The sequence below is a fragment of the Dyadobacter sp. CECT 9275 genome, assembly GCF_907164905.1.
GTDB lineage: Bacteria > Bacteroidota > Bacteroidia > Cytophagales > Spirosomataceae > Dyadobacter > Dyadobacter helix.
Map to the genome: position 1 here is coordinate 1,064,889 of NZ_CAJRAF010000001.1, position 15,788 is coordinate 1,080,676.

Genomic DNA, 15,788 nt, shown 5'->3' on the forward strand with positions numbered 1-15,788 from the left:
AAAATAATGTTTTTAGGTCAGATAAACAATAAAACCAAAATCATTATTTTGGTTTTATTGCCTCTGTTTTTGACCTTACCCCAGATTCGAAATCGCCCCAATCAGCTGGTCAAACCGGCCATGGGTATTGGCTGAATTCACCGCATCGCGCACGCTGTTGACCGCACTTTCCACGCCATTGACAGATCCTTTCAGATCACCGGTGGATGATGCCACTTTACCCAGTAGCTCTCCGTTCTTTTTGGTTTCGGTCAGAATATCCTGGATTGCTTTCAGCTGCTCTTTGCCTTGCTTCTGTGCTTCTTCGTGGGCGGCCTGTGCGCTGGCAGCATCACCGGTGGTAGCGGGATCTGTTCCATCCACACCCCCGTAAGCGCTGCCGTCAAAAGATACGTCTCCCATGGCTTCATCGGCTTCCGCCTGTGCAGCTGCTGCTTCGGCTTCTGCCGCCGCCGCAGCTTTCTGAGCTTCTTTTTTCTTTTTGCTTCCAAACAGATACATACCCCGTTCCCAGTAAGGGGATTCAAACTTTCCGCCATCCCGGAAAGCTAATGGGGTACCCGGAATCACCGCCGCTTCTGTTTTTCCAGGTGTTCTGGCATTCTGAAACATCTGCTGGATCACCGGCCAGTTGGCAGCGGTCTGTTTGGCTGAGATGATCGCTTCATCCCCTTCCATTTCTCCTACTTCCCGCTGGGTCTTTCTGTCCACCAACGCTATACCGCCCGTTCCGTAGGTGCTGCCATGTTTGGATCCCTGCGCCACAAACCCCAAAGTACCTCCCATAGCAAAACTGGGCTCAGGCTGACTTTTGATCTTGGCAATCTGTACCCCGGTAGCAACGGCTGCCACCGCAGCCAGTACAATGTTCAAAGGAAAGAAGTTAGCCAAAGCTTTCAGAATGGCCAGCGCTCCGGTGATCAGCGCGGCTGCGATATCTGCTTTCTTCTGAGCCTGGAAGGCTTTCTTTTTCTCGGCTGCTTCCTTGGTACGGGCTTTCTGGTTTTCAGCAGCGATCAACGCTTCCAGGTCTTCTTTCAGTGTAGCTTTCTTATCAGCTTCATCTTCGGCCATGGTTACCTGTTTCTCTGAGGCTTTTTGAGCATCGGTGAGCACCTGATCATTGATCTCAGCGGTGAATTCGGCCAGCTCATCAATCATGGTGGCTTTTTCTTCCATCTCCTGCTCTGCCAGCCGGATCTTCTCTTCACTTTCCTTTTTGGCCATAGCGATCTTTTCTTCAATCGCCCGTTTTTCATCTTCGGTCTTGGCCTGGTTGGCAAGCTTTTGAAGGTCCATGATCTTCTGCTCCTCTGCAGCTTTCATATCCTGCAGCTGCTGGGAGTAGAACTGGTGAAGGGCATCGCGTTTCTGTTCTTCGCTGGCGGTCTCCGAGGTCAGCGTCTGCTGCAGCTCGGCCAGCCGGTTCTTTTCAGCTTCTTTCAGAGCGGTTATGAAATTGCTACTACTGGTGATCAGTGATTCTGTTACCGAGAGCTCATTTTGAAGAATGGCCACCTTTTCATCGCGTTCGCGGTTGGCTTGCTCGATGGCCTTGTCGGCTTTGCGTTGGGCCAGATCATTCAGGAAAGACACCGCCTGCTGGGCCATCTGTGCGCCCTGTTCATAGGATCCCATGTCAGCAGACAGCCGCTGCTGCCAGGCATCCTGATGGCCTTTGACCATCGTCTGGGCTGCTGATAGAAAACCGGTCACGTCTCCCTGCAGTAGCGCGCCTAAGGCATCCGAGTAAGCTTTCAGGTTGGCTGTTTTCTTCTCTGAGAGGTCTTTGTCAATGGCGATTTTATCATCAGCTGCTTTGGCGGTGGCCATCAGGCTGGCCGTATGGTAGCGCTCTTCGATCTGAGATAGAGCAACAGCCAGCTGCTCATCATTCTGAATCAGTGAGACGGCCTTTTGACCTTCTGCAAAAAGCTCAGCCTGCAGTTTATCCTGGGTGAGCCGAAGCTCGGTATCCACCCGCTCTTTTTTGATGAGTGCGATCTTGTCGGCATTGCCTTTGGCCTGCTGCTCTTGCCAGTCAAGCAGCGTCATCTCGGCTGACTTCTGCTGCTCACGGATAAAGTTTTCTGCTGCCAGCCGTTTTTGTGCAGAATCCTGCTCATCCTTGATGCGTTTTAAGCGGAATTCTTCCCGAACTTTATCCAGACTTGCTTCTGCATTGCGGTTAATGGCCAGGATCAGATCTGCTTTGGTACTTTCATCGGCTGCTGAGTTTTCAATGTCCAGGATCCGCTTTCTTTTGATCTCAGCGATCTTGGCTTCTTCTGCGGCTAGCGCAGAAACTGCCGTTTTAACCGAATGTTCGGCCTCCAAAGAGGCCAAAAGCTCTAAGGCCTTTTTATTGTCTTTTTGCCTGAGTGCGAGTATTTCAGCGTCCGCGTTACGGTTGACAGCAGCGCGGGCTGCTTCCTTGGTCTTTTCATCGGCAATAGAGTCCGCGATCTCTTTGAGGCGTTTCCTGCGTTTTTCCTGGATCTTGTATTCTTCGCTTTCCAGGGCATTGGCCGCTGTCAGTTGGCTGTGCTCGCTGTCGAGCTGGGCAAGCATCTCATTAAGTTTGCTTTCCGCTTTTACCTTCTGGGCCTGCTGTTTTTCTGCTGCTTTCTTCTGGCTCTCGCTGACGGCAGCCTGGCGCTGGTCTTCGGCTGTTTTGGCAGCAAAGACAGCCTGTGGGATATCTTTTTGGGGCTGGTCCACAAAGGCCTGCGTCCAGCCTTTTTTGATCTTGTCAAAACTTTCAGCGGCATGGGTGCCTACGTTTGAAAAGTTCTTTTTGGCATTCTCAAAGCTTTTGGCTGCACCTGTAAAATCACCAGAGAGTACCTGCACCACGGCTTTGCCGCCTTGCACGATCCCGGCCATGGTATCAAAAGCGACGGTCAAAACGCCGATAAAAAGCTGGGTTGGTGTCAGCGCGGCCCGAAAGGCAAAGGCCACCGCCTGCATGACATAATTGAGCGCGTTACCACCGGCATTAAAGCTGGGAAAAACATTGGCGAAAACGTTGATAAAAGAGCTGGCCAGTTTTCCCACCATGCCAAAAAGATCAGAAAACACCTGCACGACCGGATCCGTAGCTGTTACCACTTTGACCAGCCACTCGATGCCGGTAGTGATCGCGTCCAGAAAGAATTTAAAAACGGGTGAGAGCCTATCTCCAATGGTTACTTTCAAAGCATCCATGCTATCACCCAGGTTACTGGATTTACCACCCAGGATTTGCATCATCTGCGCATTCTGACCCGCTACCCCCGTCATAGAGCCCATCGCGATCATCGCATCGTAAATGGCCCGCTCATTGTTTTTGACCACCATCGTCTGGCCCTTAAAGCTCAGTGAAACGTTATCTCCTTCTTTTCTGGCTTTTACGCCAAACTCTTTGAGCCGCTCAAACTCACCGGTCTGCGCATCCAGGACCGCTTCCACGAGCTGATCAAAGGTCTTGCCCTGGGAGGCGGCCAGATCGGCCAGTGCCATCATTTCCTTTTGGCTGGGCCGAAGACCCCGGTTAACCATTTTTACATACCCGTCTGTGAGCTCATCCACCCCGAAGCTGGTTTCTTTGGCCATTTTCTTGATGGCTTCCATACTTTCTTTGGCCTGTTTTTGGCCGCCCAGGGCTGTGGTTAAAACCTTTTCGTATTTCTCAAAGGTGGAAGTGGTATCAAAGATGGCTTTACCGATGTTGATAAACCACTGGATCACCTGCAAAGCCAGAATGGCCTGAAAGGCGGTGCCGACGCTTTTAATACCTGAGCTCACTTTGCTCCAAAGGGTATTCTGCCCCAAATTGGCCGCTTCGTTTTTGATCTGTTGGGCCTGCTGGGTGACCTTTTTAAGCTGTGCTTCTGCTTCCCCAATCTTTTTAAGCTGAGCGGTGGCGGCGGCTGAATCCGGCACCATGCCTTTGAGCTCTTTGTTGAGCGCCTTCACATAGTTTTGAAGCTGCTGGAATGTCATCTTGGACGTATCCATGTTCTTTAACTCTTTGGTGAGCTGTTCCTGGGCTTTGCGGACGTTATCGAGCTCGGTCTTCGTCTTTTTATAAAGCTCATTGTTTTTACCGCTCTGGGTTTCGATCTCCTTCAAAGAGGCTTTCAGGGTTTTGGCCTGGGTGTTCAGATCGGTGAGCTTTTTGTCAAATTCGTTGGTTTCCGCACGCAGTACCAGCGTGCCGTTGTCTGTGAAATCCATAAATAATTAGTGTGTGGCCGGTAACCGGCATTTTAGTGTGTATCGTTAAATAAAAGGCGTAACTCTGAGAGTGCTGTCATACCGGCATGGGTGCGCAGCTCGCTGAAAAAGTAAGGCAGGATCTCGTTTTTCAGCGGGTCGTTATACACCCCCCGGTAGCCTCTTTTGATGTTGGGCTCCTGTTTGTATACGTAGCGGATCGCCCAGGCCACGCGCTCGATCATTTGCTCGTGGGATAGGTTTTGAACACCACTTGGGCGGTCCGTCGCACGGTAGCCGGGGATCCTGGAAAAATTGGATAATCCAACCTGCTCAACAAAACGGATCATGGCCGTCAGCGGTGGCATACGTGTATAATGCAGCGTTTTAAGGTCTTTGATGCGCAGCAGCGCTTCATAATAAACCGACCCTTGAATAAAACCGGCACCTTTTTCCAGGGCCGCCGCGCGGATGGAATCTTTCATCTCACCGCTCAGCACCAGCCCCTGGGCCTGTACTTCACGGCTAATGACCTGCTCGGCGCGAAGCACATAACGGCGCAGGATCTCTTCGAATATGGGGTTTTCTAGTAGGGAATCGGGCATGGGAAACTTATAAGTTCTTGATTGCTCCGAAATTATGTGCTTGAATTTGTCGGTGGAAGGACGGTAAAGTAAAAAAACAGATCGTTGAAAACCTGAGAAGTATCCAATAGTAAATCTTTTAACAGTTGTTGTATTTCTACTGATAGATTTTTTTATATTTACTTGCTCAACCCTCCAATCTATATGTCTGAACTTGCCCTTCAATTAATTTCCAAAGTAAAAGCCAAAAAATTAAAAAGCCTGAATCTGGGTAATTGTGGGCTAACTTCCGAAACGATTCCTGATGAGTTATTTGAACTAACAGATTTGGAAGAATTAGTTTTAAGCAATGAGTATTTTGAGAACTGGATTAGATCCAGTATGCGTCCGAACAAAGGTGAGCCGAATCGCTTTTCTTATTTGCCTGATGACATTTCACAATTATCTAATTTAAAGAAATTAATAATTTCTGGGGCCAAAGGGAAGTGGACCATAAAAAGTATTAGATTTGTTTCATCCCTTCCTAAGCTGACAATGCTTGATTGTAGCTATAACCAACTTAACGAGCTAAGCCTTACAGACTTGCCTACTCTTAAAACCCTCAATTGTAGTTGCAACCAGCTTATTAATTTGACTCTCCAAAATCTACCTGCTCTTAATTTTGTCGATTGTAGCAGCAACCAAATCACACAATTAAGTCTTCAAAACCTGCCTGCCCTTACCGAGCAATTTTGTAGTAGTAATAAAATTATCAAGTTGGACCTTCAAAACCTGCCATCTCTATGCAAACTGGATTGTAGTGACAACAAACTCATCGAGCTAAACCTCAAAAACCTCCCTGAACTCAAAGAACTGATTTGTAGCAATAACGAACTATCTAAGCTAAACTTTCAAGAATTACCTGTTTTCAATAAGCTTCTTTGTGACAATAACCAACTCGCTAAGCTAAATCTTGAAGATTTACAGGCTCTTAGAATACTTGAATGTAGAAATAATCAACTTGCCAAACTGACTCTCCAAGACCTGCCTGCTCTTAGCTTATTGAATTGCAGAAATAACCAACTCACAGAGCTAATACTTCAAAATTTACCTGCTCTTAGTGTTTTACATTGCGATAATAATCAACTCACTAAGTTTGATGTTCACAATTTACCTGCTCTTAGCTTTCTGAACTGTAGTTATAATCAACTCGGTATTTCACCTCGGCCTCTTTTATCCTCCTTACTTTTAAAAGAATTAGATTTAAGAAATAATCCACTTCCGGTTCCTCTTGATCTAATAAAAAATCCTGACTTAACAGTGCAAAAACTGGCAGACTATTACGATGAGATGGATAAGGGAGTGAGTGAAATTCAACGCCTAAAAGTTATTCTTGTAGGTAATGGTTGCGTTGGTAAAAGTACGCTTCTACATCAGCTGAAGGATGGGGCCTTTAAATATTTTGCTCCCGAAAACCGTACCCATGGGATAGTTATTGAAGAATGGCGAGCTACTCAAAATCTAATTATCAACTTTTGGGATTTTGCTGGACAGGAGGTTTATCACCCAACGCATAGGCTCTTTTTAAGTCGACGGACTCTTTATCTGCTTGTATGGGCAACTGAAAAACCTTGTTCGCATGGCGAAGATAATCCCCTTTCGTACTGGCTAGATTATATAGCTGATTTAGGAAAAGAAAGTTGGGTGCAGATTGTTCAAAATCTTTTCGAGGATCAAATTACAAAAATCCCTCATAGTGAGCTATTTGTGGATTTCCCTGAACTTAAAAATGTAGAACTTAACCAGTATAGACAGCTTGGTATTAAGATTGACAATCGGGGTAATATAAATGCCAAAACTGGAACTAGGATTGCTTCGCTTAGAAGCAGCCTTATTGAGGATGCGAGACAGTTGCTTCAAAGCTATACTCAACCAGAGCCCATAACATGGTCGCGTGTAGGCCAATATCTGGAGCAAGAGAGACAAATCCAGAAGACAATTAGTCTATCGAAGTTTAAATCTATATGTCACCATACTAATATCAAACCAGGGGGTGAAAATACTCTTCTGGAGCATATGCACGATACCGGGCAAGTTTACTATTATCCAGGATTGTTTGGCAATGAAATTATACTGCAGCAGGACTGGGCTCTTGATGCAGTATATGCCATTCTAAAAGACTCTTCTCTTAAACGCTTCGAGGGACGTTTGATGAGGGAAGATCTGAGACAAGTATGGGGAAATCGGTATTCTGAAGAGGAACAGACTTTGTTTATTAATTTTATGATTAGCTGTGAAATTATATTCCGAAAATATGCTTATCCAGATAACTATACGGCGGAATACATTATTCCCCAACTACTTGTAGAAACGATTCCACCTCACATCAGCATCTTGTGGAAAAGTCAGATAAATAAATTACTGCTTCGCCTGACGTATCCTTTTCTCCACCGGTCAATATTGGACCGCTTCCTCTTTCGCGCATTAACATTTGGCCGGAATACAAGGAATGTATACCGTAACGGAATTATGTTTGCAGATGATGATGATACTGCCTATGTAGAATTCGATGTTGTGTCCGGACAAAAAGAAATTTTTATTGCCTGCTGGGGTCATAATCCAGCCAGCTTGCTGGGCAGAATTCGAAACGAATTTGATGAAATTCGTAAGCTGGAACGAGTCACTCAAAAAATTTCTTTAGATGGAAATACCTGGGTAACAAAGGAGCCGGCCCAGCAATGGGAAGACATCTTAAAAGGAAAATCTGAGTTTATTAATTTTGTTAAAGCATTTTCAATTGATGAGTCACTCGTTAAAACACCGGTCGAAAAGATGAAAAAAAAGGTATTTATTTCGTATTCCCAGCATGACAAAATGAAGTATCTGGACAGGCTATTAAACCAATTAAAGATTCTTCAAAATGCAGGCATGCTGATTTACTGGGAAGATTCTCAGCTTATACCCGGTGAAAAGTGGGACGATCGCATTCAAACCGAGCTTGATACTGCCGATGTCATCATAATTCTGGTTAGTGAACATTCATTGGCTACAGACTACATCTGGAATAAGGAAATTCAGAAGGCAGCCAAGAGGCCTGAAAATAAAGAAGTGATTATCTTTCCAGTAGTTTTGGACCACTGCGCGTGGGAATATTCTCCATTGGCTCAATATGTAATACTGCCAACCAAAGCAAAGCCAATAAAAGATCATAAAGATCAAGGTAAAGCGTGGAAGGATGTGGCTATGGCGTTGGGTAAACTGATTTAAGGTTATGCTTCTAAGGAATATTCATACTTTAGTTTTAGAAAAATAATGGGATATTGGATTTTCAGTACTGTTATCCCGATAGCTATCATCGCAGGCCTTTTAACTATTAAAAGGCCGTCAACCATCAGGCAAGTATCCAAGGCACTTAATGCTACCGTATTGCCTTTGGCTACTTACATATTACTCGTTTACTTTCTTGAAATAGACCGTTACATTAACTCCGGATGGGCTTTATATACTTTGATATTCTTTTCTATCCCGTATTTGGTATTAGTGATAATCTTGTACGTAATAGCTATCTGGAAAAATGGAATATGAAAGGTATGGGATTCTGAATCCTACCCCCCACCCACCAACAAACACTCCGCCACCTCCTTGACCGGCACGCCCACATTTACCTGGGCTAACAAGTAATCCACACCTTCACAGTGATATTTCTGTGAGAAGTCCAGCTTTGCCAGATCCGCTTCATTGAGGATAAACTGCTTTTGGAGGTAGAACATGCGTTTTCTCAGCGCAATGGTTTCTTTCCAGCAGGTTTCCGCCAATCCGGCTGGTGAGAGTGTGATTCCGGAAAGTCCCGGCAAGGCTATCGGCAAACCATCTGTGATGCCATGCCAGAAAAGAAGGCGCGGTGAAAAGGGTTTGGCCTGCTGCCCAAACTGGCTGCTTTGCCCTTCCTGTTTGCAGATGGGTAGACCGGTGGACTCATCAACGGCCAGCGATGAAAACTTCATGTTCACCTGGGCGATGCCGTTTCTGTTGCCTTCCGTTTCCTCTGAGACAAAATCAGCAAAGAAAGCCGGTTTGTCTTTGGTCATGCCATCGTTTCCATCCATCTGCATGGTCAGCTGCATGCGGGTGTTGGTCTCAGGGGTTTTGATCTCGCCTTTCACGGCTTTGGCAGTCCAGTTTCTTTGGGTGGGTTGTAAAAGTGAATCATCCCAGAAATCGATCTTCAAAGAGCGCTCCACAGCATTGAATTCAAATTTCAGGTTGGCAATTTTACGAAGTTCTAAAATAAACTCAGTGACCGTTAAAGGCGGTAAATGGTGGGCTATGGTGATGCTCTCTGACTCTGCTTCTTTCAGATTAAACAAAATCAGTTTGCTCCAAACAGGATGCGTAAAAAAACTGCCTGATACCCGGATCCCGGTAATAGCCGCCAGCTTTTGTAGTACCCAGCCGGCAAAGAACATGGGTACTTTCGGACCAGCGGTGTAGGATACTGCATAATCATTAATTTTTCCTGAATACCCGATTCCGGCACCATTTGGCCCGTAAAAGAAATCATTCAGGATCGTGGGGTAACAGTAAGCATCCTTTCCTTCCAGCTGATTCAAGGGGGATAAAGGTAGTGTTTTGGGTATACTTCCAAAATCCATTTCGCGGATGTTGGTGTTCTGGTACTGACCAAAGAAAAGACCCAGCTTGTCGGAATAAGCCCCTTTGTAGCCGTTTTCCAGGGATGCTTCTGTCAAAAGGAAATAGCCTTCCCGGATCAGATCCCCGTTGTGAAAGTGCTGGTAGAGCAGCTCAGGCAGGTAATTTCCTGCCTGCGGTTCATCATAATAATCAAAGACCGCCCGGTTTTCTCGCACAGCCGGGAAGGTTGGTATCTGGGCCTGGGAGCTGGGTATGCTGTCATAAAGCAAGTGCGGGTTAATAAGACTGTACTTGACACTTTCTTTGGCTACTACCAGCACCTGCTGGCCGTTTAATCGGATCATAGGTTGGTTACTTCAATGGTTAAAGGTGCATCGGTGCTGTAAACCTGCACATTGTCGAAAAGATAAAATCCGGCGCTGCTCACGGTGATTTCCCTGCTTTTGGAAGGGATCCGGAGTTTACAAGCCCGGTTGGGACTACCGGTGTATTCCACCTCACAAAGAATATTGAAGGTGCCTGGAATGACGGTGCTTTCACTGATGCGTACCACTGGCGGACTGCTTCCGGTGGTGTTGGTTATGATCTCACTGCCGCTGATGCGGATATCCACCACAGGACCGTAATCAGACGAGCCGATCACCTTCTGACTTAGCTCCATGGGGATTTTATGGAAAAGCGCTACATAAACCGGCACATTGTTGACCGCGCAACTTCCAAACTCATTGGCGTAGCTCTGGTTATTCAGACTGGCAAATTCAGCTTCTGCCAAAGCATCCGAGCTTCCTGGTACTTCACCGCCGTATTTCCCGGCTGGCACAATCACCGTTGCTTCTCCACCTAAATATCCCGCCTCACAATTACTTCGCTTAAAACTGCCCAGGCGCTCGATCCGTACATTGGGATAAGGCGTGGATCCAGCGATGATTGAGCCGTCACTGATGGGCGGCTGGTAATCCGGATCACCCTGAACGTTTGCTTTGACGGTGTAAGGTTTTACCAGGCTGTTATCATCCAGATATACCTTTTCGAGTCTTTCAAAAACGAGCTTACCGGTACGTTTGCCGTAGCCATCCAGCACATGTTTCAAAGTTAGTCCCCGCCAGCGGGTGGCACGCTGAGAGGTAGGCTCAGAGGCTGGTAGCTCCGAGTAGTTTTCCACCGTATCCAGGATCCGGAAGCTGAAACTACGGGCGATCAGATCCGCATTATCCAAGGTATCTACCAGCGTGTTGGTAGTAAGCTGTAATGGGCGGTGTCCTTTGTCTGTGATCAGATACATTTCGTCTGATAGCAGCAGCTCATCCAGGTAACGCAGGTAGTGAGCAGCATCCCTTCTGAAATAGCCGGTACTGACCTGGATCTCATACTCTCCCTCAATGCTGATGATTTTGAGCTCCGAGAAATCGGTGTTGGCCGAGGCGGTCCGTTCTACTTCTGCTACCGTCTGGGCTACTTTCAAAGTGCGAGAGCCTTCGCCCAAAAGCCGCAAGGTATCCCAGCCGCCCAGGCTGTTGACAAAGAGTATACAGCGGTCTGCAAGCTGATAACTGCGGTCGATCTGGTAGGTACGGGTAGCAGAAAACCGCCATCCATTTTCATTACAAAGCCACACCTCATAAGAAACCGCCAAAGGATCGACCTGCAAAGCAGAAGCACCCACCGGACAGCAGACGACCGAACAAAGCAGCGGATCAGAAAGGCTCAAAACCGTAACCGGATCAGAAAAGGAGCCATCTGCATAAAGACACCTCATTCGCAGACATACCTCTGTGGGCATGGGTGTAAAGTTCAAAAGGAAATACAGGTATTCTTCCTGGGTATAGGATACCGTTTTATAATCAGGTTGCCAGCTCAAAAACTGGCGGTTTTCAGCCTGCCAACCTTTAAAGAAGTTATCTCCATAAGCGTAAAAGTCTTCATTGGAAAGACCGGCTTTGATCGCATAGGTTTTGGCAAGATCCAAAGAAACATCCACCGCGGGCTCTCCACCTGAAATGGCTTCCCGCAGGTAATAAGAAGTGGTCTGAGATAGCGACAGGCTCATGGTTTTCTGCTGCCAGCGGGGTTTGAGATACGACAGCAGTCCGTCAATCTTTCCGTTGCGGCCCGTATTATAACGAAACTCAGCACCAGCAAAGACCTGTACACCACTCTGAGAGCTGACAGGAACCTCGCGGCCTTCGGAGGTATGCAGCTCCTGGTAATTAGAGCTAAAAGCAAATTCAGGAACAAAGAGTGACAGGTAATATTTGAGTCCCACCCGGCTGCTCAGAGCCGGATCAGCGGCTTCAATGGTATGAGAAAGCTTGTTTCTGCTGAATTTTAAAGGCAGAAAGGATAGGTTGGTGGCGGGTGGGTCGATCATATAATAGGTTTTTATGCAAAAATTTGTGGATTTTTGATAACTTGGAAGGACTTATTATGCTCCCCAATTTTTTAGAACAATGTCTTACACCGTAATTAATATTCACGGCACCTTCGACCAGAATTCAAAATTTATACGTGAGCCTTCCGATTTTTGCAGTCATTTAAAGGAAAATTTAGGAGATGCCGTTATTTCTCCTTTCGATTGGTCAGGTAAGAATTCAATTTCGGATAGATATAAGTCGGGAATCAGACTTGCAGAGAAAATAGAAGAGCTTTCGAATCTATATCCCGATCGAAAAATTATTCTAATCGCACATAGTCATGGTGGCAATATTATCAGATATGCATTATCCGATGAAACGTTAAAGGATAAAATTCACAAAATTGTATATCTGGCAACACCATTTATAAAGATTAGGAAGCGATCTACTGAGGATTCGAAATTAATATTGGAGGTTTATGAACTACTTATATTCACCTTAATCCTTGCTTTATTAATTGCTTCACTTTTTGTGAATACCCCAAATAGCTCATCAAATTTGCTTCTTTTTTTTATCGTGGTAATTTTTTCAGGGGCATTGTATATAGGCTACTGGGGCTCGTTCAAGGAGAAAATTTCCAAAAAGAATGCAAAGATGTATCTCAGGATTGCCACAATGTTGATAAACCAAAATCATGCCTATAAACAGTTAATTCCTGTCTTGTCAATAAGTTATGACTTGGACGAGGCTCGTATACTGCTAAAATTCGTTCAATTAATTTCGAATCCTTTTCCTCTTGCCACAGAACTCGTAAAGAGAGAGTCGAATTTATTTTACAACCTGACAATTGGCATATCTGTTATAATCGGCCTATTTATATTGTATACGGGATTTGTTACAGTTGGTATCTTAGCTATTTTTCTAATACTGGGTCCTTATTATTTTATATTCGCAATTAAGCATGGAAATTATCGCTTTTTTTCTCAAAGCCGAGAAAAAACGATAAGAGAAGCAAATGCATTCCTTAATTTAATAAATGGTTTAGCGAGTGTCGTATTTTTGCTTATTGGATCAGTATTTAGTCTTTTTAGTAAGTATCATCATTTGGGGTATGGAACAGGGAGTTTTTCGGATATACTTTACTTAACATACGAGAATGTAGAGGTTGCAGATGTTCATCCTTATGCTCAAAAGAGGACATTTAGTGTTAAAAAGTATATCAACAGGCATGGATTCATTGGTGCAGTAAAGCGCTGGCTAAAACTCGAATTATTACATAGTGAAGTATACTTAGATAAAGAAATTTTGAATTCGATAACTGGATGGATTTTGGAACCACCGAAAGATGGTAATGAATCTAAATAACCAAATTCAACAAAACGCCTCATTCCCCGCCAGCCCCAGCTTCAATTTCAGCTCATACCCATAAGCCGCATCAACCCCGGTGGAATAGATCACCGGCTCGATGCGGATACTGTCAAATTCCAGGTAGTTGCGGTATTCAAAGCGGTCATGCTGCAAGTGTTTGACGATTTCGGATACAACGGTTTCCGCATGCTGATAGGCCAGATCCTCTGACTCATAATCATCTGGACGGCCCTGGACAAACACAAAAAGGGTCAGATCAAACTTTGCCAGCATCAGGTGGTTGTCAATGAGCTGCCCCGCGTATTTGGGACGGAGCACGTAAATGCCCGGATAAACGTCTTCACTGCGGCTGTCACCCATCAGCCGGTCCATGCCGTTGGCATCCGACATTTGAATGTAGACGATACCGTTACGGGTTTTCTGCTCTTGCAAAATGGGCAAAAGATAAGGCCAAAATATGTGGTCAGTAGGATTCATGGGCTTGTTTGTTTCGCTGGTTCTGTGCTTTGATGTCTTTTCTGTGCTCTTCTAAAAACTGGAAAACTTCGTGTACGTTGGCGGCTTTGGTGGCACTCATTCCGCCAAAGATGTGTTTTTCAGAAAGCAGGTGCTGGTTTTTAACCAGGCTTTGCCCTGGGTAATCTTCGGCTACGGGCGGGGCTGATCCGTCATTTTCAAAGAGATCATAAAAGGAAAAGAACTCTTTCAAACTGCCCAGAAAATACATGAGCACCAGGATCTTTTCAGCTGCATAATTGTCAGTAAGGGACTCAGCCCGCAGGCGGGTTATGTGCTCGTTATAAGGTTCTCTTCTGTCCCCGTTCCAGTCAGGATCACTTTTGTATTCACCCGAAAGCTCCGGCCTGCAGACACTGGCCACCAAAAGATTCAGACGCTGCTCACCCGCTATAAGCTGTTTGATAAAAGCCTGCGCGTGTATGTGTGCATCTGCCATCTCGCCAAAACTCATGGATTTAAAACCTTCCTCAAAAAGCAGCCAGGGCTGGCCATTGACCTGAAAACTCTCAAAAGGTGGTATGGTTAGATCTGCCTGCCACATCCAGCTGACCAGGTTCATGGTTTCTGCGAGTATGTTTGCATTCCGGTTGACCTGGCTCTCACTTCGTTTGGGGCCAAAGTAATGGCGCATGAGCTTAAACCATTCTTTTTCTGTGTGACCCAGCGCAATCCTTAGTATTTCCAGATAGGTACTTCCACCAGGCGGTTGGGTGTAAAGCAGGCGTAAAAGCACGGGCAGATCCTGTCTGCTGACCTCAGTCCAGTTCTCTGGCAGTTGATAGATTTTTCGGTTGAGCGTGATCTTTTTCATACCGGGTAATCGGTTTGAACAGTCAGCCAGACGGTTTGCCCCTGGCTGATCGCTTCGGTGATGGCTGTCTGCAGCTGCTCACTGGCCCTGCGGCTATTGCCCACTACAAACTCGTTTCCATCGGGCCACCAGGTGCGGCCCGGCAAAAGACACCCTTCGGTATGGATGTGCTGGTTTCCCGCATGAATCCGGATCCCGGAAAAACCCGGAACGTCTTTGAGTATCGGAAGGCTTCTTTTAAAACGGTTGGAATAGGTGATCAGCACCTGGTAGGATCCTGTCGGAATCGCTGTTTTGCCAGGTACTTTTAGCGCTTTGATTTCATCCGCTGACATATCCGGGCGCAAACCCCTGTCTTTGTCTTCCAAAATAAAATGATGCGGTTTGCCGTCTATGGTGACGGTGCTCAGCGTGGAGTTCTCGCCTAACCAGCGGCGGGTGATGATGATCTGCATGTTACATTAAATCTTTAAACTGCCCGGATTCATCAAACTTTTTGAGCCTGGCCAGAATCCAGGCGGGCAACAGATCCGGTTTGATCTCCCCCACATTCTCAAAGATGCTCAGCGCTTCACGGACCATGATCGCGCAGTAAAGCACATCATCGACCCAGTCAAAAAGACCTGTGGCGCTGCCTGATATGGGAAAACGGATCAGTACGTGGGACATGATCAGCACCGCCCCATAGAGCAGCAGCTTTTCAAAGAGCCTGGCCCAGGCCCTTGATTCCAGGTTCTTTTTCTTCCAGGCGCGGTAAGTACCCAAAGCGGTATCAACCATGATCATGATGATCAGAAAAAGCACAAACTGCCAGTCCGAAAAAAAGTAAGTGTCCAGCACTGTTTTAAATCCGGCAAAAGCAGCCGACAGCGTCAGAAAATGTTTGTCAGTCATGCTGGCCAACACGGTTTGAAAAGTGTTTTTCATCTTGTTACCTGATTAATAGAATACTTGTTACAGCTGAGGCTCCGATTAAAATGATCAGCCGCCGTTTGCGCCTCTCAGCGGTGAGCTGTTGAGCAAAGATGTTTTGCAGAGTGCTGAGCCGAAAGGACATGATCTGCACCTGCATGCTGAGCGCATGGTTTTCTTTTTGAAGGTGCAGACTTTGTTTTTGAAGGTTTGCCGTCAGCGGTTTAAGCAGCTCATAACGCACTGCGCTATCGAGTACCGCCTGATTGAATCTGTCTTTCAAGATTTCGTCTGTAAGCTGCCCGTAAGCTGTCAAAGCCGGGGCTGCCAGGCAAAAGGCTGTCATAAGCCGTTTGAGATATTTGGATCTGTTCATGGTAGTAAGCAACCGAATCAGCATGTTGCCGGGCCTGT

11 protein-coding genes are annotated in these 15,788 nt (G+C 46.1%); 2 read left to right on the forward strand and 9 right to left on the reverse strand.

What is annotated here, in order from left to right:
- Positions 1-75: 75 nt before the first annotated feature.
- The gene (locus KOE27_RS04390; RefSeq protein ID WP_215237619.1) at positions 76-4,218 is read right to left on the reverse strand and encodes a hypothetical protein; all 4,143 of its coding nucleotides are present in this window, start codon (positions 4,216-4,218) and stop codon (positions 76-78) included.
- Positions 4,219-4,250: 32 nt separating this feature from the next.
- Entirely contained in the window at positions 4,251-4,802 is a 552-nt protein-coding gene (locus KOE27_RS04395; RefSeq protein ID WP_215237620.1) for a hypothetical protein, read from the reverse strand.
- 183 nt (positions 4,803-4,985) lie between these two features.
- On the opposite strand from KOE27_RS04395, the gene KOE27_RS04400 reads away from it, so the two are divergent.
- Entirely contained in the window at positions 4,986-8,027 is a 3,042-nt protein-coding gene (locus KOE27_RS04400; protein WP_215237621.1) for a COR domain-containing protein, read from the forward strand.
- A gap of 338 nt (positions 8,028-8,365) precedes the next feature.
- On the opposite strand, the gene KOE27_RS04405 is transcribed toward KOE27_RS04400, so the two are convergent.
- Together KOE27_RS04405 and KOE27_RS04410 are read right to left on the reverse strand one after the other, a co-directional pair.
- Positions 8,366-9,757 (reverse strand): hypothetical protein, encoded by a 1,392-nt coding sequence (locus KOE27_RS04405; RefSeq protein ID WP_215237622.1) that lies wholly within the window; start codon positions 9,755-9,757, stop codon positions 8,366-8,368.
- Positions 9,754-11,781: a DUF5977 domain-containing protein gene (locus KOE27_RS04410; protein ID WP_215237623.1), complete on the reverse strand. Its 2,028-nt coding sequence runs from the start codon at positions 11,779-11,781 to the stop codon at positions 9,754-9,756. Before KOE27_RS04410 ends, KOE27_RS04405 begins: the two co-directional genes overlap by 4 nt.
- A gap of 79 nt (positions 11,782-11,860) precedes the next feature.
- Here KOE27_RS04410 and KOE27_RS04415 point away from each other — a divergent pair, with 79 nt between their 5' ends.
- Positions 11,861-13,129 carry an esterase/lipase family protein gene (locus KOE27_RS04415; RefSeq protein ID WP_215237624.1) on the forward strand — a complete coding sequence of 423 codons (1,269 nt, stop codon included), beginning with the start codon at positions 11,861-11,863 and terminating at the stop codon, positions 13,127-13,129.
- A gap of 6 nt (positions 13,130-13,135) precedes the next feature.
- Here KOE27_RS04415 and KOE27_RS04420 read toward each other — a convergent pair whose 3' ends face one another.
- From KOE27_RS04420 to KOE27_RS04440, 5 genes are read right to left on the reverse strand one after another with little or no spacing between them, the layout of a single operon-like run.
- Positions 13,136-13,609 (reverse strand): hypothetical protein, encoded by a 474-nt coding sequence (locus KOE27_RS04420; RefSeq protein ID WP_215237625.1) that lies wholly within the window; start codon positions 13,607-13,609, stop codon positions 13,136-13,138.
- A complete protein-coding gene (locus KOE27_RS04425; RefSeq protein WP_215237626.1) occupies positions 13,596-14,462 on the reverse strand; it encodes a hypothetical protein in 867 nt (288 codons plus the stop codon). Before KOE27_RS04425 ends, KOE27_RS04420 begins: the two co-directional genes overlap by 14 nt.
- On the reverse strand, positions 14,459-14,917 hold the full coding sequence (locus tag KOE27_RS04430) for a DUF5675 family protein (RefSeq protein ID WP_215237627.1): 459 nt from the start codon (positions 14,915-14,917) through the stop codon (positions 14,459-14,461). Before KOE27_RS04430 ends, KOE27_RS04425 begins: the two co-directional genes overlap by 4 nt.
- A 1-nt stretch (position 14,918) precedes the next feature.
- A complete protein-coding gene (locus KOE27_RS04435) occupies positions 14,919-15,389 on the reverse strand; it encodes a bacteriophage holin (RefSeq protein WP_215237628.1) in 471 nt (156 codons plus the stop codon).
- A gap of 4 nt (positions 15,390-15,393) precedes the next feature.
- The gene (locus KOE27_RS04440; protein ID WP_215237629.1) at positions 15,394-15,750 is read right to left on the reverse strand and encodes a hypothetical protein; all 357 of its coding nucleotides are present in this window, start codon (positions 15,748-15,750) and stop codon (positions 15,394-15,396) included.
- Between the last annotated feature and the right edge of the window lie 38 nt (positions 15,751-15,788).